Genomic DNA, 24,591 nt, shown 5'->3' with positions numbered 1-24,591 from the left:
CGCAGTGTGATGTTACGGACGCTCTGCGTGCGCGCCGAGGTTGGCCAGCTTGGCTTCGAAGTCCTCGTAGCCCCGGTTGATCAGGTCGACGCCGTACACCCGGGAGGTGCCCTCGGCGGCCAGCGCCGCGATCAGGTGACTGAAACCGGCCCGCAGGTCCGGGATGACCAGATCGGCCGCGTGCAGCTTGCTCGGGCCGGCGATCACCGCGGAGTGCTTGAAGTTGCGGCGGCCGAAGCGGCACGGGGTGCCGCCCAGGCAGTCCCGGTAGACCTGGATGTTGGCGCCCATCGAGTTGAGCGCCGTGGTGTAGCCGAGCCGCTGCTCGTACACCGTCTCGTGGACGATCGACAGCCCCCGGGCCTGGGTCAGCGCGACCACGAGCGGCTGCTGCCAGTCGGTCATGAAGCCGGGGTGCACGTCGGTCTCGAGGGCGACCGACTTCAGCTCGCCACCCGGGTGCCAGAACCGGATGCCGCCCTCCTGGCCCGGCCGGTCGGCCCGCGGCGGCCGGAGGTCGGTCACCTCGTACTCGCCGCCGACCGAGCGGAAGATGTTCAGGAAGGTCATCATGTCGGCCTGCTGGGCGCCCAGCACCTCGACGTGGCCGCGGGTGGCCAGCGCGGCCGCCGCCCAGCTCGCCGCCTCGATCCGGTCGGGGATCGGCCGGTGGGTGTAGCCGTGCAGCTTCGGTACGCCCTGGATCTCGATCACCCGGTCGGTGTGCACCTTGATGATCGCGCCCATCTTCTGCAGCACGCAGATCAGGTCGATGATCTCCGGCTCGACGGCGGCGTTGCGCAGCTCGGTGACGCCCTCGGCCATCACCGCGGTGAGCAGCACCTGCTCCGTGGCGCCGACGCTCGGGTACGGCAGGGCGAACTTCGTGCCGTGCAGCCCGTTCGGGGCGGACAGGTGCAGCCCTTCCGGCCGCTTGTCGACGGTCGCGCCGAACTCGCGCAGGGCCTGCAGGTGGAAGTCGATCGGGCGCGGCCCGATGTGGCAGCCGCCCAGGTCCGGGATGAAGGCGTGGCCGAGCCGGTGCAGCAGCGGGCCGCAGAACAGGATCGGGATCCGGCTGGAGCCGGCGTGCACGTTGATCTGGTCGGTGCTGGCGCTCTCGACGTTGGACGGGTCGAAGATGAGCTCGCCGTCCTCCTCGCCGTCACTGACCTTGACCCCGTGCAGGCCGAGCAGCCCGCGGACCACCTCGACGTCCCGGATCCGCGGCACCTCGAACAGCCGGCTGGGGGTGTCACCCAGGAGGGCGGCGACCATCGCCTTGGACACGAGATTCTTCGCGCCGCGCACGCGGATCCGCCCTTCGAGCGGAGTGCCTCCGTGTACGACCAGGACGTCGTCGGTCAACGCAACCTCCAGCGCGTTGGTATTTCCGTGCAGATGATCGGGCTCACGATGTGCATCGCTACCCACAATTGGGCCGCAGGAAAACGACCCGCGTCTTTCGTCGCCCCGGCAGCATAGCCCTCCGTGACGAGAATGGAATCGGTCACATCACCAGCGAGGGCACGAACCGGGGTGTCCGGTGCGTTTCCGTACCAGTGATGTGACCGAGGGTGATCAAGCGCCGGGGAGTGCGAGCATCTGGTCCAGCGCCGCCCGGGCGTGCCGCGCGGTGTCCGGGTCGACGGTGATCTGGTTGACGACCCGGCCGGCCACCAGCTCCTCCAGCGCCCACACCAGGTGCGGCAGATCGATCCGGTTCATCGTCGAGCAGTAGCAGACCGCCCGGTCCAGGAACATGATCTGCTTGTCCGGGTGGGCCAGCGCCAGCCGGCGGACCAGATTCAGCTCGGTGCCGACCGCCCACGCCGAGCCGGCCGGGGCCGCCTCGATGGTCTTGATGATGTGCTCGGTCGAGCCCACGTGGTCGGCGGCGGTCACCACCTCGTGCCGGCACTCCGGGTGGACCAGCACGTTGACCCCCGGCACCCGCTCCCGGACGTCGTTGACGCTGTCCAGCGTGAACCGGCCGTGCACCGAGCAGTGCCCGCGCCACAGGATCATCTTCGCGTCGCGGAGCTGCTCCGGGGTCAGCCCACCGTTCGGCTTGTGCGGGTCGTAGAGGACGCAGTCGTCCAGCGAGTAGCCCATCTCCAGCACCGCGGTGTTGCGGCCGAGGTGCTGGTCGGGCAGGAAGAGCACCTTCGACCCCTGCTGGTACGCCCAGTCCAGCGCCCGCTTCGCGTTCGACGAGGTGCAGACCACGCCGCCGTGCCGGCCGACGAAGCCCTTGATGTCCGCCGAGGAGTTCATGTAGGTCACCGGGACGGTGTCCTGCGCCACGCCCAGCTCGGTCAGCACGTCCCAGGCGGTCTCGACCTGCGACAGCACCGCCATGTCGGCCATCGAGCAGCCGGCGGCGAGGTCGGGCAGGATCACCTGCTGGCTGTCCGAGGTCAGGATGTCCGCGCTCTCCGCCATGAAGTGCACGCCGCAGAAGACGATGTACTCCGCGTCGGGGCGGGCCGCCGCCTCCCGGGCCAGCTTGAACGAGTCGCCGGTCACGTCGGCGAACTGGATCACCTCGTCGCGCTGGTAGTGGTGGCCCAGCACGAAGACCTTCGTGCCCAGCGCGGCCTTGGCGGCCGCCGCCCGGGCCACCAGGTCCGGGTCGCTCGGCGCGGGGAGGTCACCCGGACACTCCACGCCGCGTTCGGTGGCGGGGTCGCTGCCGCGGCCGAGGAGCAGCAACGCAGTGGCGGTGTTGGAGGGCTCAACCCAGGTCGAAGTCACGCCCCCCATGGTCCCACAGCGCGCCCGGCATACGACCACCGTCGGTGTGGCCTGCCACACTGCTCGGCATGCGCGTGCTGCTCTGTCCGGACAAGTTCGCCGGCACGCTGCCGGCTCAGGAGGTGGCCGCCGCGGTGGCCGAGGGCTGGCGGACCGTGGCCCCCGGGGACGAACTGCTGCTCCGGCCGCTCGCCGACGGCGGGCCCGGGTTCGTCGCCGTCCTCGCCGAGGCGCTCGGCGGGCGGCGGCTGCCGGTCCCGACCGTCGACCCGCTCGGCCGCCCCGCCGCCGGTGAGATCCTGCTCACCGACGACGGCACCGCGTACCTGGAGAGCGCCCAGGCGTGCGGGCTGCACCTGCTGTCGGCCGCCGAGCGAGACCCGAAGGCCACCACCTCGTACGGGCTGGGGCTGCTGGTGGCCGCGGCGGTCGAGGCGGGGGCGCGGACCCTGGTGATCGGGCTGGGCGGCTCCGCCACCAACGACGGGGGCGCCGGGATGCTCATCCCGCTCGGCGTCACCGCGCTGGACGAGGCGGGCCGCGCCCTGCCGTACGGCGGGGCGGCGCTGGCCGCGGTGGCCGCGCTGGACGGCGCGCCCCGGGTCCGCGGCGCCACCCTGATCGCCGCCACCGACGTCGACAACCCGCTGCTCGGGCTGCACGGCGCCAGCAACGTCTACGGCCCGCAGAAGGGCGCCACGCGGGAGGACGTCCTGCTGCTCGACGGCGCTCTCGAGCGCTGGGCCGAGCTGCTGGAGCGCGAGCTGCCCGACTGCCCGCCCGGGTTCGCCGCGCGGCCCGGCGCCGGGGCGGCCGGGGGGCTCGGCGCGGCGGTGCTCGCCCTCGGCGGCCGGTGCGAGTCCGGCATCGGGCTGGTCAGCCGGGCCATCGGGCTGGACGCGGCGCTGGACGCCGCCGACCTGGTGATCACGGGGGAGGGCTCCTTCGACCACCAGTCGCTGCGCGGCAAGGTGGTCGCCGGGGTGGCCGGGGCGGCCCGGGACCGGGGGGTGCCCTGCGTGGTGCTGGCCGGCCGGGTGAGCACCGGGCGGCGGGAGGCCGCCGCGGCGGGCGTGACCGAGGCGTACAGCCTGGTGGAGCACTTCGGCGGCGAGGAGCGCGGCGGGGCGGCGGCGGCGCTGGACCGGCCCGCCGAGGGGCTGCGCGCGCTCGGCGCCCGCCTGGCCCGGCAGTGGAGCCGCTGACCGCTGCCTGGCCTGCGGCGCGGCTCACCCGCCGCGGATCACGCCACCGGGGGTGGCGCGCGGCGGGACGGCGTACGATCGGATCTGGACCACACCGGGAATGACTGGGCGACAGGAGATGTTGGCCAGTGCGTCCGGACCCACACGCGCAGGGAGATTTCCACGTGACCACGCCAGCGCAGACCGAGTCGACCGAGGCCAAGGCCCCCAGCACCGTCGTCCTCACCGACGTCGCGGCGCAGAAGGTCAAGGCCCTGATCGAGCAGGAAGGCCGCGACGACCTGCGGCTCCGGATCGCGGTGCAGCCGGGCGGCTGCTCCGGCCTGCGGTACCAGCTCTTCTTCGACGAGCGGTCGCTCGACGGTGACATCGTCACCGACTTCGACGGTGTCGAGGTCGTCGTCGACCGGATGAGCGCCCCCTACCTGGCCGGCGCGACCATCGACTTCGCCGACCGGATCGACGCCCAGGGCTTCACCATCGACAACCCCAACGCCGGCAACTCCTGCGCCTGCGGCGACTCGTTCAGCTGAGTCGACGCCGGCCGGCCCGGACGGGCCGCGACGGCTGACATACGGACACGGCGGGACCGCCCCTCACCGGGTGGTCCCGCCGTGCTGTCTCCGCCTCCGGCAGGTGTCCACGCGGTGACCTTCGTACGTGCGGAGTATGGCCGGTTGTCGACCGACCCCGGTCCGCCCGGGCTGAGTGACCGGTAGGCTGACCCGCGCCGTGCTCCCGACCGCGAGGGTTGACATGAAGATCGCCGTGACCGGTTCGATCGCGACCGACCACCTGATGAGCTTCCCCGGCCGGTTCGCCGACCAGCTCATCGCCGACCAGTTGGACAAGGTGTCGCTGTCCTTCCTCGTCGACGAGCTGGTGCTCCGGCGCGGAGGCACCGCCGCCAACATCGCCTTCGGCATGGCCCAGCTCGGCCTGCGTCCGGTGCTGCTCGGCGCGGTCGGCGCGGACTTCGCCGACTACCGCTCCTGGCTCGAACGGCACGGCGTGGACTGCGACTCGGTGCACGTCAGCGAGGTGGCGCACACCGCCCGGTTCGTCTGCACCACCGACACCGACATGTGCCAGATCGCCTCGTTCTACGCCGGCGCGATGAGCGAGGCCCGCAACATCGAGCTGGCCCCGGTGGCCGACCGCCTCGGCGGTCTGGATCTGGTGCTGGTCAGCGCCAACGACCCGGCCGCGATGATCCGCCACTCGACCGAGTGCCGCGAGCGGGAGTACGCCTTCGTGGCCGACCCGTCGCAGCAGCTCGCCCGGATGGACGGCGGCGACGTGCTCGGCCTGATCGACGGCGCCGACTACCTGATGACCAACGAGTACGAGAAGTCGCTGCTGCAGAGCAAGGCCGGGCTGACCGACGCGCAGCTGCTGGACCGGGTGCGGGTGCGGGTCACCACGCTGGGCAAGCAGGGCGTGGAGATCGCCGGCCGGGACATCGACACCATCCACGTGCCGATCGCCCGGGAGATGCAGGCGGTCGACCCGACCGGCGTCGGCGACGGCTTCCGGGCCGGCTTCTTCGCCGCCCTCGACTGGGGTGTCAACCTGGAGCGGGCCGCCCAGGTGGGCTGCCTGCTCGCCACCCTCGTGCTGGAGAACTTCGGCGGCCAGGAGTACGAGGTCCGCCGGGATCTGTTCGTCAAGCGGCTCGCCGAGTCGTACGGGGACGCGGCCGCCGAAGACGTCCGGCCGTACCTGCTGCCGTGACCTCCGGCCCACCGGCCCGGGCGGCGGCGTGGACCCCGGCGCCGTCCGCCCCGGTACGGGCGGCCCGGTGCTGGTCTCCTTCGCCGGGCTGCCCGGGGTGGGCAAGACCACTTTCGCCGTCCGGGTCGGTGCGGCGGGAGGGCCCTCCTGCCCGGACAGAGTGGCCATCGCGCGGAGAATGAGCCCTCTTTCCGGAAAACTGCCCGGATCGCGCGGCGGGCGGGCAGCTCAGCCGGCGCGGTTCATCTCGTCCTCGACAGTGGAGCGCAGCCGGCGCGCCTCGGCCAGATAGGCGTCGCCGAGCCGTTCCCGCCCGGCCACCCGGTGCAGCTCACCGAGGCGCCGGGCGGTCTGCTCCTGGCCGCGGCGGTCGCCGATCTGCTCGAAGACCTCCAGCGCCCGGCCGAGCCGAGTGATCGCCGCGGCACCCTGCTCCAGTTCGGCCAGGTCGCTGAGGCAGTACGCCTGACCGTGCGCGTCGCCGAGGACGGTGAACCGGCCGAGCGCGGTGATGAAGCAGTCCCGGGCGGCCGCCGCCTCGTCGAGCGCCACCCGGACCAGCCCGAGCCGGTGCAACAGGTGCGCCACCCGGTGCTGGTCGTCCAGTTCGGTGGCGAGCGGCAGGCCGGCGTTCAGCGAGCGGAGCGCTTCGGCCGGGTTCCGGCGGGCCAGCCACACCTGGGCCAGTGCCCCGTGCACGTACGCCTGGCCGTGCCGGTCGCCGACCGCCAGGTAGGACGCCAACGCCTGCCGGTAGCAGTCGTACGCGGCGTCGTGGTCGCCGCGTAGCCGGTGCACCGAGCCCAGCCCGGCCAGGGCGCCCGCCTCGCCGTACGTGTTGCCCAGTCGGGCGTACGCCAGCCGGGCCCGGCTGAACGCCTCGGCGGCGGCGCCGTACTGGTCGCGGTACAGGTGCAGCTGCCCGAGACCGCGCAGGCTCACCGCCTCGCCGAGCAGGTCTCCGGTGCGCCGGCAGACGTCGAGCGCGGTGCGATGGCTCTGCTCCCACTCGGCGCTGTGGCCGCCGAGGTCGCACCAGGGCAGCATGGCGTGCGCGAACGCCCAGGCCAGTTCGGAGCGGCCCAGCCGGGCGGCCAGGTCGACGGCGGCGAGCAACGCCTGCCGCTCGACCGTGAACCAGGCGACCGGATCCTTGGTCAGCTCGGCAGTGGCGGGTACCGGCCAGCGGGCCGCGACGCTCACCCCGGGCCCGAAGATCTGGGCCGGCAGACCCTGCGCGGCCCGCCCGGCCAGGTCGAGGTAGCCGCCGAGTACCCGGCACAGCATCGCCTCGTCGGCCGGGTCGGGCAGCTCCGGGGCCAGCAGGCTGGCGACGATCGACAGCACGAACCGCGGTTGCCCCAGCTCGTCCCGGCCGATCCGGCGTACCAGCCGGCCGCGCTCCAGGTTGTCCAGCACGGTCTGGGCGTCGTCCCGGTCCAGCAGGGCCGCCGCCACCCAGCCGGGTGCCGGCCCGAGGTTGAGCAGGGCGAACCCGCGCAGCATCGTGGCCGCGACGCTGTCCAACCGGGCCGATCCGGCCGGGGCCGCCGGTGCGTCCTGGGTCAGCAGGCTGCGGTGCAACCGGCGGAGCGGCTCGCTGGGCTCGATGCCCAGCTCTTCCACGAGGAAGCGGCGGGCGCTGGAGTACATCGACAGCGCCTCCGCCCGGCGGCCGGTCGCATCGAGCGCGGTGACCAGCAGTCGCCAGGCCTCTTCCCGCAACGGATCCTCGGTCACCAGCGCCCGTAGGTCGGCGATCGCCCCGGCCGGATCGCCCGACTCGATGCGTACCCGGGCGCGCTGCTCCCGTAGCAGCCGCCAGCGTTCGACCAGGCGCTCCACTTCGGGCCGCCACAGCGGCGAGTGCGGCAGGTTCTCCATCGGGTCGCCCCGCCACAGCGCCAAGGCGGCGTCCAGCCGGGCCGGGTCGGTGGCCCGGGCGTCCTCGTCGAAGCGGGCCACGTCGAGTTCGGCGGGGCCCAGCAGCAGCCGGTAGCCGGGCGGTTGCCGGCGCAGCTGGGCCCCGCCGAGGTGGGTGCGCAGCGCATGGACGTACGTGTGCACGTTGGCCACCGCCGAGCGGGGTGGGTCCTGCGGCCAGAGCACCTCGATCAGGTGCTCCACCGCGACCGTCCGTCGGTGTCGGAGGGCGAGCGTGGCGAGCAACTGGCGGGGTTTCACCCCGGCCAGCGGGATGGGAACGCCGTCGCGCAGCAACTCCAGTGGACCAAGTATGCGCAGCTCAAGTCCTTCTGGCATCGCTACACCGCCCACGATCCTTGATCGTCTTTGGAGCCTACGCGGGGGCAACCGGGCGGGCCAGTGGCGACCGCCGGCCGGACATCGATCGATTGTAGGGAATGTGGAGTCGGGCTGGAGGAGGCCGGGCGAGCCTGGGTGCCCAGAGCAGCTACGGAAAGGACGGCCAGATGCGACTACGCCATCTGCTGCGGGCCGTGAGCGCCTTCGTCATCGGTATCGCGGGGACCCTCCTGATCGCGAACCCGGCGCACGCCGCGCCGGCCTTCCAGCTCCCCTTCCCGTGCGGGCAGACCTGGCAGGGCAACAGCAGCAACAGCAGCGCCCACGTGTCGTGGGAGATCGACTTCAACCGGGGGTCCACCGCGTCCGCCGATCTTGGTGACACCGTGGTGGCCGCGGCCGCCGGCACGGTCGAGGTCTCCGCCCACCAGGGCGAGCTCAACGGGTACGGCAACCTGATCGTGCTCAATCACGGCGGTGGGTACTACACGTACTACGCGCACCTCGACAAGCGGGCGGTGGCCGCCGGGGAGTCGGTCCTGCGTGGGCAGGTCATCGGGGCGGTCGGCAACACCAGCAGGTCGGGCAACAACATCTCCCCGCACCTGCACTACGAGGTGCGCTACCCGGACCGTTCCCAGTCGCACATCATCAAGGCCGTTTTCAACGGCTCCACCTTCTCCTACCCGGACGCCTCGGTGACCAGCCGGAACTGTGCCACCTCGTACGACCCGGCGGAGGTGTGTGGCGCCGGGTTCGAGGTCACCGACTCGAAGGCGCTCGGTTCGGCCGGCACCGTCAACCTGCTGTGGAAGGGCGCCACCAGCCAGAACTGCGTGGTCACCCTGAAGATGGCGAACGTCGGCACGGCCACCGCCACGAGCGCCTTCCTCGAACCACAGGGCTCGACGAGATCAACGGACTCCGGCAACTACTCGTACTACGCGGGGCCGGTGATCCGAACGGCGCCGGGCTGCGTGAAGTGGGGCGGCAGCGCCGGTGGCGCCAGTTACACCTCCCCCTTCGAGCACTGCGGCTGACACCCGACCCTCGCTCGGTCGATCCGCTGGTGTTGATCAAGAGGTTTGCGTCGGGCCCTGGGCCGTGCGTGACGCAAACCTCTTGATCATCGGGGTGGACCGGGCGGCCGGGTCAGTGGGTGCGGCGGACGTCGTAGGCGGGGGGATCGGGGTGGGCGGCCAGGAACTCCTGGTCGCGCATCCGGCACCAGGCGGGGATGTCGACGGCGGCGGCCGGGTCGTCGGCGAGCACCCGGACCACCGCGCCGACCGGCAGCTCGGGCAGCCGGCGGGCCAGGTTGATCACGGGCAGGGGGCAGCGCTGCCCCCGGCAGTCGAGCACCTCGTCCGGTTCGCTCACGCCGCCACCTCAGTTCGCGACTGCGGGGCTCGCAAGATCGGCTCACTCCTCGCGCTCACGTTGCCACCTCAGTTCGCGACTGCGGGGCTCGCAAGATCGGCTCACTCCTCGCGCTCACGTCGCCACCTCGCTCGCTCCGCTCGCTCACAGGCCGGTGACCCCCGCCTCGGCGCGCAGGTCGGCGACGATCCCGGGCAGCTCGGCGAGGAAGCGGTCCACGTCCGCCGCCGTGGTGTCCCGGTGCAGCGACACCCGGACGTTGCCGTGCGACAGCACCCCCATCGCCTCCAGCACGTGCGACGGCCGCAGCGTCGACGAGGTGCACGAGGAGCCGGAGGAGACCGCGAAGCCCCGCCGGTCCAGCGCGTGCAGCAGCGCCTCGCCGTCCACGTAGAGACAGGAGAACGTGACCAGGTGGGGGAGCCGGTCGACCGGGTCGCCGACCACCTCCACGTCCGGCACCTCGGCCGCCACCCGGGCCCGGATCCGGTCCACCAGCGGCGCCAGCCGGGCCGTCTCGGCCGCCGCCTCCGCCGCCGCCGCGCGCAGGCTCGCCGCCGCCGCCACCACCGCGGGCAGGTTCAACACCCCGGGGGTACGCCCCGACTCCCGCTCGTCGGCCGGGAACGGCGACTCCCACCGGGTGCCCTTGCGGATCACCAGCAGCCCGACGCCGGGTGGCCCGCCCCACTTGTGCGCGCTGGCGCTCAGCACCGACCAGCCGGCCGGCAGCGGCGCCCGGCCGACCAGTTGCGCCGCGTCGACGTACAAGGGCACCCCGGCCTGGGCGCACGCCTCGGCCGCCGCCGGCACCGGCTGCACTGTGCCCACCTCGTGGCTGGCCGCGATCAGCGCCGCGAAGGCCACCCCCGGCGCAGCAGCCGCCGCCGTCCAGGCGTCCAGGTCCAGCCGGCCGAGCCGGTCCACCGCCACGGGCACCGCGTCGCCGCCGGCCGCCACGTGGCGCTCCGCGGCGTGCAGCACTGCCGAGTGTTCGATCGCGGAGTGCACGAGGGTCGCCCCCACCCGGCGCCGCCCCGCCAGCCCGCCCAGCACGGCCGCGTGCGCGGCGCTCGTACCGCTGGGGGTGAAGGAGAGCTCGTCGGCGCGGACGCCGAGGGTCTGCGCGGCGGCCTCGCGGGCGGCGTCGAGGAGCTGGCGGGCCCGGCGGGCCTGGGTGTAGAGCCGGCCGGGGTCGGCCCAGCCGTCGTCCAGCGCGGCCAGCAACGCCTGCCGCGCGACCGGGTGCAGCGGGGCCGCGGTGGCCGCGTCCAGGTAGACCGGGGACGGGTTCACGCCGCCGCCTCGCTCCGCTCCGCGGCGGCGCGCGGCGCCGCGCCACTGAGCCTGATGGTTCGCTCGCTCACGACTGCCGACGCTATCGCGTCGCCCGCCCGCGGCACCCCCGATGGGGGCGGACAGTGACCCCAACACGGTCAGGCCCCTCATGGTCGAGTAATCTGCGACCGTCGGTGACGCCTTTGCCGTCGGTATGGAGAGAAACCCCCACCGCGGCGCGCTAGGGAGGCAGGACCAGGTGGTCGCAAGGAGTTCGGAGGTACGGTCGTCGGCCGTACGGCACAGCGCTTCCCCGGGAGCCGGTGGGCACCGGCGGCGTGGTGCTGGTCGGCTCGCCGGGCTCGGTCTCGGCGGAGCCGCGCTGCTGATGCTGCTCACCGGCTGCGACGTCGGCAAGACGTTCGCCGGCTTCGGCTGGCCGCAGGGCGGCATCACGCCGGAGTCGCACCGGATGTACGACCTGTGGATCGCGTCCTGCATCGCGGCCCTGGCGGTCGGCATCTTCGTCTGGGGCCTGATCTTCTGGTGCGTGATCCGCTACCGGAAGCGGGGCAACACGCTGCCGGTGCAGACCCGCTACAACATGCCGATGGAGTTCCTCTACACGATCGCGCCGATCCTGATCGTCTCGGTGCTCTTCTACTACACGGCGATCGTGCAGACCGGCGTGGACAAGACGACGAAGAACCCGGACGTCACGGTCGAGGTCGTCGCCTTCAAGTGGAACTGGCAGTTCAACTACCGCGACGGCCAGGGCCGCGACGCCAACACCGTCGCCTCGGTCCTCGGCACCAGCGAGGTCATCCCGATCCTGGTGCTGCCGACCGGCAAGTCGATCCGGTTCGAGGAGCAGAGCCGCGACGTCGTGCACTCGTTCTGGGTGCCGGAGCTGCTGTTCAAGCGGGACGTCTTCCCGGGCAGCATCCGGAACGTCTTCGAGGTCACCAGCCTCGACCAGGAGGGCGCGTACGTGGGCCGCTGCGCCGAGCTGTGCGGCACCTACCACGCCTTCATGAACTTCGAGCTGCGGGTCGTCTCGCCGGAGAAGTACGAGCAGTTCCTGGCGGCCAAGAAGGCCGGCAAGTCGACCCAGGAGGCGCTCACGGCCATCGGCGAGAAGCCGATCGCCGACACGACCAAGCCGTTCGACACCCGGCGCGACAAGAACAACTTCAACCCGAGCGGCGCCACCGCCGGCGCGGGCAGCTGAGGGGGCCGGCATGAAGACCGAGTGGAAGATCTTCCTGACCGTCGCGACGTTCCTCTTGGGCGTCAGCATCCTCTACGCCGCCTGGACGTACGGCGAGGGCGGTCGGGTCGAGTGGGTCGGCACGGTGGCGCTGCTGCTGTCCTTCCTGCTCTGCTCGATGTGCGGTGGCTTCTTCTGGTTCGTCTCGCGCCGGATCGACCTGCGCCCCGAGGACCGGTCGGACGCCGAGGTCGCCGACGGCGCGGGCGAGGTCGGCTTCTTCAGCCCCGGCAGCTACTGGCCGTTCGGCCTGGCCCTGGCCGCGTCGATCGCCGGCCTGGGGCTGGTCTACTGGCAGATGTGGCTGCTCGGCGCGGGCCTGGTCGCGGTGATCTTCGCCGCCTGCGGCCTGCTCTTCGAGTACTACTCCGGCACCCGCCGGACCGCCGAGCACTGAGTTAACGGCTCGTCCCGAGGCCCGCGTCCCGTTGGGACGCGGGCCTCGACGCATGGGTCCAGGTGTGCGGGCGGGTCCCGCCCGGGCGCCGAGCCCGGGTCTCGCTGCTTGATCGACTCCGCTCCGCCGACCTGGCGGTGTCCGGTTACCCGGGATCACCCCGCGTCGGCGGCCCGGCGGCGGGGGAGCGGCCGCTGGGTCAGGCGGCGCGGCGGTGCGCCGGGCGGGCGCCGCGGCGCCGCTGGTCCAGCCGCGGCGCGCGGAAGGCGAAGGTGGCGATCAGCAGGGCCGCACCGCAGCCGGTGCAGACCAGCTCAGGGCAGTCGGCGCCGTGACCGTCGACGCAGGGCGGGGCCTCGAACAACGCAACGCCCTCGCAGGTGTCGCAGTGGAACTCACGGTCCGACACGGGCGTCTCCTCTCCTACCCGGTGCCCGCCGCGGGGCGGTGCCCGCATTGGCGGAAAACGGAAAATTACTCCCGTGTAGTTTGGCACGCCGGTCTGACACTTCCGGGCGTGGGCCCGCCCCGGCATGCCGTCCCGGGACGCCTCCAGGCGTACCAGTGGGGTGTGACAGCGCCCGGGGCCGGGCGTCAGAGCGAGCGGGCCACCTCGAGCCAGCGGTCCAGGACGCCGGCGGCGGCACCCGAGTCGATGGCCTCCTCCGCCCGGGCCATGCCGGCCCGCAGCGCCTCGTGCAGGTCACCGTCGAGCGGGCCCTGGGTGGCCAGCGCGACTGCGGCGTTCACCAGCACCGCGTCCCGGACCGGGCCGGTCTCGCCGGCCAGCAGCCGCCGGGCCACCCCGGCGTTGTACGCGGCGTCCCCGCCCCGCAGGTCGGCCAGGGTGGACCGGGGTACCCCCAGCTCCGCCGCGTCCAGCAGCGCCTCCCTGACGGTGCCCTGCTGGGCCACCCAGACCCGGGTCGGCGCGGCGGTGGTGAACTCGTCCAGCCCGTCCTCGCCGCGCATCACCACCACCGAGTCGCCCCGGGCCGCGAAGACGGCCGCCATCACCGGCGCCATCCGCAGGTCGAAGCAGCCGACCGCGCCGGCCCGGGGACGCGCCGGGTTGGTCAGCGGGCCGAGGAAGTTGAACGCGGTCGGCACGCCGATCTCCCGGCGTACCGGGCCGGCGTGGCGCATCCCCGGGTGGAAGCGGCCCGCGAAGCAGAAGCCGATGCCGGCCTCGGTGACGCACCGGGCCACCTGCTCGGGGGCCAGGTCCAGCGGGACACCCAGGAATTCCAGCAGGTCGGCGGTGCCGCACGAGGAGGAGGCGGCGCGGTTGCCGTGCTTCACCACGCGGACGCCGGCCCCGGCCACCACCAGCGCGGTCATCGTGGAGATGTTCACCGTGTGGGCGAGGTCGCCGCCGGTGCCGACCACGTCCAGCGCGGTGGCCCGGATCTCCTCCGGGAGCTCGACCTGCACCGACCGGCCGAGCATCGCCTGCACCAGGCCGGCCAACTCGGCGGGGGTCTCACCCTTGGCGCGCAGCGCCACCACGAAGCCGGCCACCTGCGCCGAACTGGCCGAGCCGGTCATGATCTCGTCCATCGCCCAGGCGGTGTCGGCGGTGGAGAGCTCCTCGCCGCGCAGCAGCGCGTTGAGCAGCAGCGGCCAGGTCCGGTCGCCCATGGCGGCCCTCCCGTGTGGGGTGAGAGCGGGGGTGGAACGGCGCCATGGCCTCGTTGCCGTGGCGCCGAAGGGGTCGCTCAGGCCGCGGCGTGCGTACGCCGCAGCAGCTCGGCGACGGTGCTGCCGGTGGTCACCGGGTCGAGCGGGTGGGTCAGCGTGGCGTCGACCTCGGCGTACGCGGCCAGCCAGCGGTCGGCGGCGCGGGCCAGCACCACGCAGGTCGGCGGGGCGTCGTCCCGGTCGTCCTTGATCTGGCGGGCGATGCCGAGGCCGCCGCCCGGGCTGGCCTCACCGTCCAGCAGGAGCAGGTCGATCTCGTAGTCGTCGACCAGCCGGACGCACCCGGCGTAGTCGGCGGCCTCCACGAACTCGATCTCGAGGCCGGGCGCGGGCCGGGTGCCGACGGCGAGTCGCATCCGGTCACGGACCTTCGGGTCGTCGCTGTAGAGCAGGACGGTGTAAAGACGATCGCTCATCGCTGACTAGCTCCCACCTCTGTAGCTGCCCGCTGATCGTAGCGGGCGTCACATCCGGCCGGTCGGCCCGCCCTGGCGTGCCGCCGACGGGCTCCAGGTCGCGGCGCGGCGTCAGACGAGCCGAGCTGGAGTTGTCGCCGGGGCAGCTCAGGCGGTGGCCTCGGCGGCGCGCTCGCGGGCCTCCTGGCGGTCCAGCTCGCGGTCCAGCCGGCGGGCCTCGCGCTCGGAGTGCTTGATCCACTGGACGACCAGCACGGCCAGCATGGTGACGCTGACGAACTCGCCGCCGGCCCACAGCACCCCGCCGGCGACCACCTGGTCGTTCGCCGGGTCCGACCAGGTCAGGTGCAGCGACGGGTACCAGTCGCCACCGAGCAGCGTGGTGCTCTGCATGATGGTGAGCCCGAGCACGGTGTGGAACGGCACGGAGAGCACCATCAGCAGCGCGCGGGCCGGGTGCGGCCAGCGGCCGGGCAGCGGGTCGAGGCCGAGCAGCGGCCAGAAGAACACGCACCCGGTGGCGATGAAGTGCGCGTGGACCAGCTCGTGCGCCCACCCGTGCTGCAGGGTGTACTCGTACAGGTTGGTGAAGTAGAGCACGAACGGGTTCACCACGAAGATGGCGAACGCCACCAGCGGGAAGGTGTAGATCCGCGCGATCCGGCTGTGCACGACCGCCAGCAGCCGCTTCCGCGGGCGCAGCGGCAGGGTACGCAGGGCGAGCGTCACCGGGGCGCCCAGCGCCAGGAAGATCGGCGCGACCATGGACAGCACCATGTGCTGCACCATGTGCACCGACAGCAGGGTGGTGTCATACGCCCCCAGCCCGCTGACCGTCACCGCCGCGATGCCGCCCAGGCCCGGGCCGAGGAAGCAGACCGTGCGCAGGACCGGCCAGTGGTCGCCGCGCAGCCGCAGCCGGTACACGCCGTAGAGGTAGAGGCCGGCGGCCAGCACCAGCCCGATGGCGAGCCAGTTGTCCAGCCGGGTCTCGGTGAACACCCGGGCGATGGTGAAGGGCGGCGGGACGCCCTCGCCCCCGACGGCCAGGGTCGACGGAGCGGCCGAGGTGGCGGCGAAGATCGGATCGACGTGCAGCACGCTTTTCAGGGTAGGTCAGGCGAAGCGGACGCCCCCGATCGGGCCACTGATGGCACGGGATTGCCACCCCGCTGATCGTCGGTCCCGGTCAAGGGCAATAATGACCGCGTGACTGCGGCCCCAGCCATTGACAAGAGCCGGATCCACTCCCTGACGCGCCCCAACATGGTCAGCGTCGGGACGATCGTGTGGCTCTCCAGTGAACTCATGTTCTTCGCGGCGTTGTTCGCGATGTACTTCTCGGTCCGCGCGGCGGCGCCGGAGCAGTGGGAGAAGCACACCGAGGTCCTGAACATCCCCTACGCGACCACCTTCACGGTGATCCTGGTGCTGTCCTCGGTGACCTGCCAGCTCGGTGTCTTCGCCGCCGAGAAGGGTGACGTCCACGCCCTGCGGCGATGGTTCACGATCACCTTCGTGATGGGCCTGATCTTCGTGCTCGGCCAGGCGAACGAGTACCGGACCCTGGTGCACGAGGGCGTGAAGATCAACGGAGACGGTTACGGGTCGATGTTCTATCTGACCACCGGCTTCCACGGTCTGCACGTGACCGGCGGTCTGATCGCCTTCATCATCTTCATGATCCGCACCACCATGGGCCGGTTCACCCCGGCCCAGGCCACGTCGGCCATCGTCGTGTCGTACTACTGGCACTTCGTCGACGTCGTGTGGATCGGGCTCTACGCCATGATCTACTGGCTCCAGTGATCTTGGCGCGTCACGTATCGCGCCGCTGCTTCGTCCCCTGAGACAAGGTCCAACCGGTTAAGGACACAGGTCATGACTTCTGACAACGACCGCCGACGCGGTCTGCTCGCGCGGCTGCGCGGGCGGCCCGTAGCGCGCAGCAGGGGCCGCCGCCGGCTGGGTGCCGCGGTCCGGCTGGCCGCCGCGCTGATGCTGGCCGGCGGTGCCTACACCCTCTTCGCCCCGGGCGTGCAGGCGCAGGAAAACCCGCCCCTGAGCGCCGCCGCCAACGAGGGCAAGGCGCTGTTCGACGTGAGCTGTGTGACCTGTCACGGTCGCAACGCCCAGGGCGTCGCGGGACGCGGTCCGAGCCTGATCGGCGTCGGGTCGGCCTCGGTGGAGTTCCAGGTCAGCAGCGGTCGGATGCCGATGGCCCGGCAGGAGGCCCAGGCCCCCCGCAAGAAGCCCCAGTTCACTGACGAGCAGGTGCGCCAGCTCAGCCAGTACATCCAGGAGCTCGGCGGCGGGCCGGAGGTCCCCCACGGCAACCTGCGCGAGGGTGCCGACCTCGCCACCGGTGGTGAGCTGTTCCGGATCAACTGCTCGCAGTGCCACGCGTTCAGCGCCGGCGGCGGTGCCCTCTCCTCGGGCAAGTACGCGCCGAGCCTGTACCCGGCCACCGACCGGCAGATCTACGCCGCCATGCTGAGCGGCCCGCAGAACATGCCGGTGTTCGGCGACAACCAGATCTCTCCGCAGGAGAAGGCGGACATCATCGCCTACATCCAGGAGAACCTGAAGGGCACCCAGGACCAGGGCGGTTTCAACCTGGGCCGGTACGGCCCGTCGACCGAGGGTCTGGCGGCCTTCCTGGTCGGCATCGTCGCGCTGGTCTTCGCGAGCCTGTGGATTGCGGGCAAGTCGTGACCGAGCGGATCATTCGTTTCAGTGCTGTGGCGTCGACCCCCGGCGCCACCCGTAGCGAGGTGACGGCATGAGCACCCACACCGAGCACCAGGCCCCGGCGGGCCGGGAACCGCTCGACGTGCACGACCCCCGGCTCTCCCGGTTCGACGTGGTCCAGGAGGGCGCGCGGCGGGACGACATCGAGATCGTCCACTACGAGCCGCAGGTGGTCCCGGGCAGCAAGGCGGAGCGCCGGCTGACCCGCACGGTCGCCCTGATGTTCCTGCTGACCGGCGCGGCCGCGACCGCGTTCCTGATCATCTACATCTGGTGGCCCTGGGAGTGGGCGCCGGGCCGCGGCGGCGACAAGTACTTCACCCCGCTGCTCGGCCTGAGCCTCGGCATCGCGCTCCTCGGCATCGGCTTCGGCATCCTCACCTGGGGCAAGAAGCTGCTGCCCAAGGAGGTGTCGATCCAGGACCGGCACGACCAGCCGAGTTCCCCGGACGATCGCAAGATCACCGGCGAGACCATGCTCTTCCTGGCCGACGAGATGGGCGTCCGGCGTCGGCCGCTGCTCGGCGTCTCGCTGCTCGCCGGCCTGGTGCCGGTCGGCGCGGTCGTCGCGGCGCCGCTGGTCGGTGGCCTGATCTCCGACCCGCACAAGAACAACCAGATGTTCACCACCGGCTTCAAGCCGGAGAACGGGAAGAAGATCCGGCTGGTCCGCGAGGACGGCCGGCCACTCCGCCCGGCGGACGTCAGCGTCGGCGGCCAGCTCACCGTCTTCCCGGGCATCGACGGCGGCGTGAGCAACAAGCACGCCGACTCGCCGACCCTGCTGATCCACCTGCGCGAGGAGGACGCGCAGAAGTCGCGCGAAGCCAACGCCCGGATCGGCCACGGCGACTACATGTGGGGCAACTTCGCGGCATACTCCAAGATCTGCACGCACGCCGGTTGCCCGGCCAGCCTCTACGAGCAGCAGACCAACCGGCTGCTCTGCCCGTGCCACCAGTCGCAGTTCCTCATCACCGACAACGCCAAGCCGGTCTTCGGCCCGGCGAGCCGGCGGCTGCCGCAGCTGCCGATCGAGGTGGACGAGGAGGGCTTCTTCGTGGCGAGGTCCGACTACACCGAGACCATCGGTCCCGACTTCTGGGAGCGGCCATGAAGCGCCGAAAGTTTGACGTAGCCGCGGTGCCGGCCAGGAGCGCGGGCGCGCTGGACGACCGCTTCCAGGCGGCCACCCCGCTGCGGAAGCTGCTGAACAAGGTCTTCCCGGACCACTGGTCGTTCCTGCTGGGCGAGATTGCGCTCTTCTCGTTCATCGTCCTGATCCTGACCGGCGTCTTCCTGACCTTCTTCTTCGAGCCGGCGATGACCGAGGTCATCTACAACGGCAGCTACGCCCCGCTGCGGGGCACCCCGATGTCGGCCGCCTACGCCTCCAGCCTGAACCTGTCGTTCGACGTCAGGGGCGGCCTGATCATGCGGCAGATGCACCACTGGGCGGCCCTGCTGTTCATGGCCTCGATCGTGGTGCACATGCTCCGGGTCTTCTTCACCGGCGCGTTCCGCAAGCCGCGTGAGACGAACTGGATCATCGGCTCGCTGCTGTTCTGGGTCGGCTTCCTGGCCGGCTTCACCGGCTACTCGCTGCCGGACGACGGCCTCTCCGGCACCGGTCTGCGGATCGCCTCCGGCATCATGCTGTCGATCCCGGTGATCGGCTCCTGGGTCACCTCGTCCATCTTCGGCGGGGAGTTCCCCGGCACCATCATCATCAGCCGGTTCTTCATCGCCCACGTGCTGCTCATCCCGGGTCTGCTGGTCGCCCTGATCAGCGTCCACCTGGGCCTGGTCTTCAAGCAGAAGCACACCCAGTGGCCCGGCCCCGGCCGGACCAACGAGAACGTGGTCGGCGAGCGGATGTTCCCCCGCTACGCGCTCAAGCAGGGCGGCTTCTTCATGGTCGTCTTCGGCGTGATCGCGCTGATGGGTGGCCTGTTCCAGATCAACCCGATCTGGTACTTCGGCCCGTACGAGGCGTGGGTGGTGTCGGCGGCCAGCCAGCCCGACTGGTACGTCATGTTCCTCGACGGCTCGACCCGACTGATGCCGGCCTGGGAGATCAACATCCCGATCGGCGACGGCTACGTCATCCCGCCGCTGTTCTGGCCGACGGTCGTCCTGCCCGGCATCCTGGTCGGCCTGTCGCTGTTGTACCCGTTCCTGGAGGCCCGCCGCCTCAAGGACTACCGCCACCACAACCTGCTCCAGCGGCCCCGGGACGTGCCGGCCCGGACCGCGGCGGGCGCGATGGCCGTGGCCTTCTTCATCGTGCTCACCCTCTCCGGCGGCAACGACGTCATCGCCGACAAGTTCCACATCAGCCTGAACGCGATGACCTGGGCGGGCCGGATCGGCCTGCTGATCCTCCCGCCGCTGGCGTACTACTTCACCTACCGGATCTGCCTGGGTCTTCAGCAGCACGACCGGGAGGTGCTGGCCCACGGTGTGGAGACCGGCATCATCAAGCGGCTGCCCGACGGCCGGTTCGTCGAGGTCCACCAGCCGCTCAGCGAGGCCGACCACGACGGGCACGGCGCGCTGGACTACGTCGGCTGGGTGGTCCCGAAGAAGATGAACCGGCTCGGTGCCCTGGGCCCGGCGATCCGGGGCTTCTTCTACCCGATCGAGAAGCCGGCCGAGGCGCCGGTGTCGCCTGGGCACCCGCCGGTCGAGACCCGACCGGAGCGGGAGGAGATCACCAGCGGCGAGAGCCGCCGCTGACCCGCTCGCGCACGACTGACCGTGGCGCCCGCCGGAGTCCCCGGCGGGCGCCACGGCCGTTTCCGGGCCGGGTGTCCCGTCCCGCCCGCCGCGGGCCGGACGCTCCCGCTCCGGCGGCCCGCCACCCCCCGACACGGACGGGTGGAATCGCAGGAATAACCCCGGTCAGCCGGGTATCCGTGCGGTCCAACGAAAAAGGGGGGGAAACATGTTGGGTATCAAACGCCTCGGACTGCTCGCCGCCATGGTGGTGGTCGGGGTGGCGCCCGCCGCGGCGGCGCAGGCCGCGGCACAGCCGTCGACGCAGGACACCCAGTACCTGCAGGCGCTGCACCAGGTCAACCTGTTCGAGATCACGTCGGGCAACCTGGCCCAGCAGAAGGGCCAGAACGCGCAGGTGAAGGACCTGGGCAAGCAGTTCGTGACGGACCACACCCAGCTGGACCAGACGGTGAAGTCCACCGCGCAGCAGCTGAACGTCCAGCTGCCGAACAACCCGACCGCCGACCAGCAGAAGGTCCTCGACCACCTGAACACCCTCAGCGGGGCCGCGTTCGACAAGGCGTGGGTGACCGCTGAGCTGGCCGGCCACGTCCAGGCCATCCAGGCGACCCAGACCGAGATCTCGCAGGGCTCCGAGCAGTCGGTGATCACCGTGGCCCAGGACGCGCTGCCGGTGCTCCAGGCGCACCTCGACGCGCTGACGGCCCTGGCCCAGACCCTGGGCGTCCCGGTGCCGCAGACCAGCGCCAGCAGCGGCACGCCCAGCCCGGGCGGCAGCGCCACCACGGGTCCGGGTGGCACCGAGTCGCCGGCTCCGGGCGGTACCGAGTCCCCGGCTCCGGGCGGCACCAGCACCGAGACCCCGGCCCCGGGTACCACGGAGACCCCGGCGCCGAGCACCAGCTGACGCCGTACGGCCGACGGTGGCCGGTCCGCCCCTCCGGGGTGGGCCGGCCATCCGGCGTGTCGGGCTAGTCCGCGCCGGCCAGCCCGATCGCGAACGCCTCCTCCAGGTCGTGCTGCGAGTAGGCCCGGAACGCGATGTGCGACTCGGTGCTGATCACGCCGGGGACCTTGGAGATGCTGCCCGCGATGACCTGGGCGATCTGCTCGAACTCGCGGACCCGGACCATGGCGATCAGGTCGACGTGGCCGGCCACCGAGTAGACCTCGCTGACGCCGGGGAGGTTGGCCAGGGTCTCGGCCACCTCGGGGATGGAGTCGGTGGCGCAGTCGATCAGCACGATCGCGGTGATCACGGGACATTTCTCCGTTCGTCGACGTCGTGGCCCATGCTAAAGGCTCGCCCGGTCAGGCCGTTCCCGGCTCGGGGATCCGGCCGGGACGGTCAGGTCGGTGCCGGCCCGGATCGCGTCGGTGAGGCGCTCCTCCGGGCCGACCGTCGCCCCGGGCCAGACCACCACCCGGGTGGCCGCGCCCCGGACCACCGCACCCGCGCCGACCACTGACCGCGCCAACGGCCCGGTGACCGTGGCGGTCGGATCGACCAGGCTGCCCGCGCCGGCCGCGTGCAGGTTCGCCGCCAGGTAGTCGGCGGGGGTGCCGGTGTCGTAGAAGGTGCCCCGGTAAGGCACCACGGTCAGCGCACCGGCCGCCTCCGCCGGCCGCCACACCGACCGGACCAGGTCTCCGAAGGTCGCCGGCAGGTCGCGGACCAGCCGCCAGGGCAGCAGCGAGAACCCGACGAACACGTGGCCGCTGAAGGTGCCGGGGGCCGCCGGGTCGGCGGCGGGCTGGCCGAGCAGGCGTACGCTCCGCCCGTCCCAGCCGTCCAGCAGCGCCGCCACGTCCGGCCCCGGTGGGGCGTCCGGATCAGCCAGGTACGCGTCGGCGTTGCCGACCAGCACGCCCCGGCCGGCGATCCAGTCCCGCAGGTTGCCCAGCCCACCCGCGGTGCCGAGCGGGTCGCCCGGCTCGACCGACAGGTGGGCCCGTCCGCCCGTGTGCGCGACCACCTGGTCGCCCAGGTAGCACGCGTTCACCGCGACGCGCCGCGGACCGGCCAGGCCGAGTCCGGCCAGCCGATCGAGGGCCCGGTCCAGCAGCGCTACGTTGCCGACCGGGCAGAGCGCCTTGGGCAGCCGCCCGGTGAGCGGGCGCAGCCGGGTGCCCTCGCCCGCGGCGAGCACCACGGCGCAGACGTCCACCGCCGCCCGCCAGCCGGCGTCGGTCGGACCGGTGGGACGCCCGGTGCCGGCGGGGCCGGGACGCGGGCCGAGGCCGGTCACGGGGCCGGTGGCGCCGCCGGCGGGGCCTCGCCGGCGCGCGGGCCGATGCCGTAGTGGGCGAGCAGGTTGGCGGTCGCGCGGCTCAACCGCGGCAGGTCGTCCAGCGGATGCCAGGCCGCCTCGAAGACCTCGGCCCCGTCCACCGTCAGTGCCGTGGTCGAGGCCGGCACCTCGGCCTCGAAGACCACGTCCACCCAGCCCTTGGCGTGCACCACGGCGTTGGGCACGGCCGGGCGGAGCCGGTCGGGGGAGAGCCGGACGCCCGACTCCTCGTACAGCTCACGGGCCGCGCCGACCACCGGCGCCTCGCCACGTTGCAGCAGGCCGGCGGGGAGGGTCCAGCTGTAGCCGGGCGGTTGGCGCAGCAGCAGGATCCGCCCCGCGCCCTCGGCCTCGGCGTCCCGGACCAGGGTGACCGCGCCGACGACGTACTTCGGCACGGCGAGCCGCACCAGGCGACGCCGCAGCGGGACGGGGAGCCGATAGAAGATCTGGTAGCCGATGGCCCGTCCGGTGGCACGCGCGCGGGGGATCATGCCTTCAGGCTAGTGGCCGGACGGCCCCGCCGGATGAGCGGCGTTCACCTACTGCCGATGGTCGACGAGATCGATCAGCTGCTGGACCACCGTGTCCGGCTCGACGGCCCGGTCGAAGACCGCCACCAGCAGGGTCTCCAGGTCGGGGTAGCCCAGCTCCTCGGAGAGCCGCAGCAGCGGCAGGTCGCTGGCCAGGCCCCGGTTGTGCTTGCGCAGCGCCAGGCCGATGCTGGCCCGGCCGAGGCGTACCTTGTCGGCGATCGAGATGCCCGGCTCGGTGTGCTCGGCGAACCAGCGGTTGATCTGCATCTGCGCGTGCGGCGACTTGACGAAACGCAGCCACTCCCGGCGCGGTCCGCGCGGTGCCGCGTCGGCCTCGAAGCCGCTCTCCGCGTCGCTCTCGGTGAAGATCTCCACGACGTCGCCTTCCTCCAGTTCGGAGGAGAGTGGGGCCAGCCGCCCGTTGATCCGCGCGGCCAGGCAGTGGTCGCCCCGTTCCCGGCCCAGCTCGTACGCGAGGTCGACCGGGGTGGCGCCGGCCGGCAGGACGATCTGCCGCCCGTCGGCGACCACCTGGACCTGCGCCTCCGCCAGGTCGCAGCGCAGCGACTCCATGAACTGCGTCGGGTCCACCGTCTCCTGCTCCCAGTCGAGCACCCGGCGCAGCCAGGCCAACTCGGCCGCCCGGTCGGCGGCACGCCCGGCGGCGCGGGGGAAGCGGTAGTGGGCGGCCACGCCGTACTCGGCGGAACGGTGCATCTCCTCGGTGCGGATCAGCACCTCCACCGTCCGGTCCTGCGGGCCGCAGACGCTGGTGTGCAGCGAGCGGTAGAGGTTGTTCTTGGGGGAGGCGATGAAGTCCTTGAACCGACCCGGCACCGGCCGCCAGAGCCCGTGCACCGCGCCGAGCGCCGCATAGCAGTCGGTGGCCGGGCCGTCCACCACGATGGCGATGCGGGGCAGGTCGTAGGGGGCGGTGTGGCCGCCCGCCACGGTGTCCTTCCAGATCGAGTAGAGGTGCCGGGGGCGGGGGGAGACCTCCGCGTCGACCCGGCTGCGGCGCAACGCGACCCGGGTCTTCGCCACCACGTCGTCGAGGTACGCGTCCCAGCCCGGCCGGTCGTGCACGTGCCGGGCGATCCGGGCGTGCTCCTCCGGCTGGAGATGCAGCAGCACCACGTCGTCCAGCTCGCGTTTGAGGGTCTGGATGCCCAGCCGGTCGCAGAGCGGGACGAGCACCTCCTGGGTCTTGCGGGCGATGCGTTCCCGGGAGGCGGCGGAGCGTACGCCGAGGGTGCGCATGTTGTGCAGCCGGTCGGCCAGCTTGATGATCAGCACCCGGACGTCCTTGCCGGCCGCGACGATCATCTTGCGGACCGTCTCCGCCTCGGCGGCCTTGCCGTAGAACGCCTTGTCGAACTTGGTCACCCCGTCGACCAGGTGGGCCACCTCGCGGCCGAAGTCCTCCTGCAGCGCCTGGAGGGTGTAGCGGGTGTCCTCCACGGTGTCGTGCAGCAGCGCGGCGACCAGGGTGATGGTGTCCATGCCGAGGTTCGCGCAGATCTGGGCGACCGCCAGCGGATGGGTGATGTAGGGCTCCCCGCTCTTGCGGAACTGGCCGCGGTGCATGTTCTCGGCGATGGTGTAGGCCCGCCGGAGCACCGAGGCGTCGGCGTTGGCGTGGCTGCCACGATGGGCGCGGACCAGCGCGTTGACCGGGTCGTGGTCGGTGGTGGGCCAGGTGAGCAGGGAGCGCAGCCGGCGGGTCAGCGGCAGCTCCCCGGGCTGGGTCGGAAGCGCGCCGCCCAGGGCGGCGCCGTGTCCGGCGTCGACGTCCACCTGGGACACCTCCTCACCCCGGCCCCCGGCCGTCGGGAGCGGCGACCGGGAGCAGGCCCGCGAAACGGGCA

General features: G+C 72.2%; 24 protein-coding genes. 11 read left to right on the top strand and 13 right to left on the bottom strand.

The annotated features are described in order from the left end of the window. Positions 1-12: 12 nt before the first annotated feature. Both murA and nadA read right to left on the bottom strand, forming a co-directional pair. Positions 13-1,368: a UDP-N-acetylglucosamine 1-carboxyvinyltransferase gene (murA, locus tag ACFYM6_RS04625; RefSeq protein ID WP_387272235.1), complete on the bottom strand. Its 1,356-nt coding sequence runs from the start codon at positions 1,366-1,368 to the stop codon at positions 13-15. Between the two features lie 213 nt (positions 1,369-1,581). Further along, entirely contained in the window at positions 1,582-2,757 is a 1,176-nt protein-coding gene (nadA, locus tag ACFYM6_RS04620) for a quinolinate synthase NadA (protein ID WP_387272233.1), read from the bottom strand. Positions 2,758-2,825: 68 nt separating this feature from the next. On the opposite strand from nadA, the gene ACFYM6_RS04615 reads away from it, so the two are divergent. The 3 genes from ACFYM6_RS04615 (at position 2,826) to ACFYM6_RS04605 (ending at position 5,696) form a co-directional block, all read left to right on the top strand. Next, positions 2,826-3,962 (top strand): glycerate kinase, encoded by a 1,137-nt coding sequence (locus tag ACFYM6_RS04615; protein WP_387272231.1) that lies wholly within the window; start codon positions 2,826-2,828, stop codon positions 3,960-3,962. 164 nt (positions 3,963-4,126) lie between these two features. Beyond that, positions 4,127-4,495: an iron-sulfur cluster insertion protein ErpA gene (erpA, locus tag ACFYM6_RS04610; RefSeq protein ID WP_387272229.1), complete on the top strand. Its 369-nt coding sequence runs from the start codon at positions 4,127-4,129 to the stop codon at positions 4,493-4,495. Between the two features lie 223 nt (positions 4,496-4,718). After that, on the top strand, positions 4,719-5,696 hold the full coding sequence (locus ACFYM6_RS04605; RefSeq protein ID WP_387272227.1) for a carbohydrate kinase family protein: 978 nt from the start codon (positions 4,719-4,721) through the stop codon (positions 5,694-5,696). A gap of 228 nt (positions 5,697-5,924) precedes the next feature. Here the strand turns inward: ACFYM6_RS04605 and ACFYM6_RS04600 are convergent, their stop codons facing one another. Beyond that, complete coding sequence (locus ACFYM6_RS04600; RefSeq protein ID WP_387272225.1) at positions 5,925-7,958, bottom strand: BTAD domain-containing putative transcriptional regulator; 2,034 nt, start codon at positions 7,956-7,958, stop codon at positions 5,925-5,927. 170 nt (positions 7,959-8,128) lie between these two features. Between ACFYM6_RS04600 and ACFYM6_RS04595 the strand changes: the two genes are divergently transcribed. Continuing rightward, complete coding sequence (locus tag ACFYM6_RS04595; protein WP_387272223.1) at positions 8,129-9,001, top strand: M23 family metallopeptidase; 873 nt, start codon at positions 8,129-8,131, stop codon at positions 8,999-9,001. 112 nt (positions 9,002-9,113) lie between these two features. Here the strand turns inward: ACFYM6_RS04595 and ACFYM6_RS04590 are convergent, their stop codons facing one another. Continuing rightward, positions 9,114-9,341, bottom strand: a complete 228-nt coding sequence (locus ACFYM6_RS04590) for a sulfurtransferase TusA family protein (protein ID WP_357435065.1) — start codon at positions 9,339-9,341, stop codon at positions 9,114-9,116. A gap of 144 nt (positions 9,342-9,485) precedes the next feature. Further along, positions 9,486-10,637, bottom strand: coding sequence for a cysteine desulfurase family protein (locus ACFYM6_RS04585; protein WP_387272221.1), 1,152 nt, complete (start codon positions 10,635-10,637; stop codon positions 9,486-9,488). 241 nt (positions 10,638-10,878) lie between these two features. Here ACFYM6_RS04585 and coxB point away from each other — a divergent pair, with 241 nt between their 5' ends. Both coxB and ACFYM6_RS04575 read left to right on the top strand, forming a co-directional pair. Continuing rightward, entirely contained in the window at positions 10,879-11,850 is a 972-nt protein-coding gene (gene coxB / locus ACFYM6_RS04580) for a cytochrome c oxidase subunit II (protein WP_387272219.1), read from the top strand. A gap of 10 nt (positions 11,851-11,860) precedes the next feature. Next, positions 11,861-12,286, top strand: coding sequence for a cytochrome c oxidase subunit 4 (locus ACFYM6_RS04575; protein ID WP_387272217.1), 426 nt, complete (start codon positions 11,861-11,863; stop codon positions 12,284-12,286). Between the two features lie 199 nt (positions 12,287-12,485). Here the strand turns inward: ACFYM6_RS04575 and ACFYM6_RS04570 are convergent, their stop codons facing one another. The 4 genes from ACFYM6_RS04570 to ACFYM6_RS04555 form a co-directional block, all read right to left on the bottom strand. Continuing rightward, complete coding sequence (locus ACFYM6_RS04570) at positions 12,486-12,695, bottom strand: hypothetical protein (RefSeq protein WP_387272215.1); 210 nt, start codon at positions 12,693-12,695, stop codon at positions 12,486-12,488. A gap of 185 nt (positions 12,696-12,880) precedes the next feature. Further along, on the bottom strand, positions 12,881-13,927 hold the full coding sequence (trpD, locus tag ACFYM6_RS04565) for an anthranilate phosphoribosyltransferase (protein WP_387272213.1): 1,047 nt from the start codon (positions 13,925-13,927) through the stop codon (positions 12,881-12,883). Between the two features lie 77 nt (positions 13,928-14,004). Beyond that, positions 14,005-14,403, bottom strand: coding sequence for a hypothetical protein (locus ACFYM6_RS04560; protein WP_387272211.1), 399 nt, complete (start codon positions 14,401-14,403; stop codon positions 14,005-14,007). Positions 14,404-14,550: 147 nt separating this feature from the next. Continuing rightward, the gene (locus ACFYM6_RS04555) at positions 14,551-15,504 is read right to left on the bottom strand and encodes a cytochrome c oxidase assembly protein (protein WP_387272209.1); all 954 of its coding nucleotides are present in this window, start codon (positions 15,502-15,504) and stop codon (positions 14,551-14,553) included. Between the two features lie 108 nt (positions 15,505-15,612). On the opposite strand from ACFYM6_RS04555, the gene ACFYM6_RS04550 reads away from it, so the two are divergent. The 5 genes from ACFYM6_RS04550 (at position 15,613) to ACFYM6_RS04530 (ending at position 20,803) form a co-directional block, all read left to right on the top strand. Further along, positions 15,613-16,212 (top strand): heme-copper oxidase subunit III, encoded by a 600-nt coding sequence (locus ACFYM6_RS04550; RefSeq protein ID WP_387272207.1) that lies wholly within the window; start codon positions 15,613-15,615, stop codon positions 16,210-16,212. Between the two features lie 72 nt (positions 16,213-16,284). Next, positions 16,285-17,118, top strand: coding sequence for a c-type cytochrome (locus ACFYM6_RS04545; RefSeq protein WP_387272205.1), 834 nt, complete (start codon positions 16,285-16,287; stop codon positions 17,116-17,118). 67 nt (positions 17,119-17,185) lie between these two features. Next, positions 17,186-18,271 (top strand): ubiquinol-cytochrome c reductase iron-sulfur subunit, encoded by a 1,086-nt coding sequence (locus ACFYM6_RS04540; protein WP_387272203.1) that lies wholly within the window; start codon positions 17,186-17,188, stop codon positions 18,269-18,271. Continuing rightward, a complete protein-coding gene (locus tag ACFYM6_RS04535) occupies positions 18,268-19,893 on the top strand; it encodes a cytochrome b N-terminal domain-containing protein (protein ID WP_073833634.1) in 1,626 nt (541 codons plus the stop codon). The genes ACFYM6_RS04540 and ACFYM6_RS04535 overlap by 4 nt, the downstream gene beginning before the upstream one ends. Before the next feature lie 208 nt (positions 19,894-20,101). After that, a complete protein-coding gene (locus ACFYM6_RS04530) occupies positions 20,102-20,803 on the top strand; it encodes a DUF4142 domain-containing protein (protein WP_387272201.1) in 702 nt (233 codons plus the stop codon). Between the two features lie 64 nt (positions 20,804-20,867). On the opposite strand, the gene ACFYM6_RS04525 is transcribed toward ACFYM6_RS04530, so the two are convergent. The 4 genes from ACFYM6_RS04525 to ACFYM6_RS04510 form a co-directional block, all read right to left on the bottom strand. Then, positions 20,868-21,155: an Lrp/AsnC family transcriptional regulator gene (locus ACFYM6_RS04525; protein ID WP_387272199.1), complete on the bottom strand. Its 288-nt coding sequence runs from the start codon at positions 21,153-21,155 to the stop codon at positions 20,868-20,870. Between the two features lie 36 nt (positions 21,156-21,191). After that, positions 21,192-22,064: an NDP-sugar synthase gene (locus ACFYM6_RS04520; protein WP_387272794.1), complete on the bottom strand. Its 873-nt coding sequence runs from the start codon at positions 22,062-22,064 to the stop codon at positions 21,192-21,194. Between the two features lie 77 nt (positions 22,065-22,141). Next, positions 22,142-22,681 carry an NUDIX hydrolase gene (locus ACFYM6_RS04515; protein ID WP_387272197.1) on the bottom strand — a complete coding sequence of 180 codons (540 nt, stop codon included), beginning with the start codon at positions 22,679-22,681 and terminating at the stop codon, positions 22,142-22,144. Positions 22,682-22,729: 48 nt separating this feature from the next. Continuing rightward, positions 22,730-24,520, bottom strand: a complete 1,791-nt coding sequence (locus tag ACFYM6_RS04510) for a RelA/SpoT family protein (RefSeq protein WP_387272792.1) — start codon at positions 24,518-24,520, stop codon at positions 22,730-22,732. Positions 24,521-24,591: the final 71 nt, after the last annotated feature.

The organism is Micromonospora sp. NPDC006431 (assembly GCF_042870725.1).
Classification (GTDB): domain Bacteria; phylum Actinomycetota; class Actinomycetes; order Mycobacteriales; family Micromonosporaceae; genus Micromonospora.
Note: the sequence above shows the minus strand (reverse complement) of the source record. Positions and strands in the feature narration are given on the sequence as shown.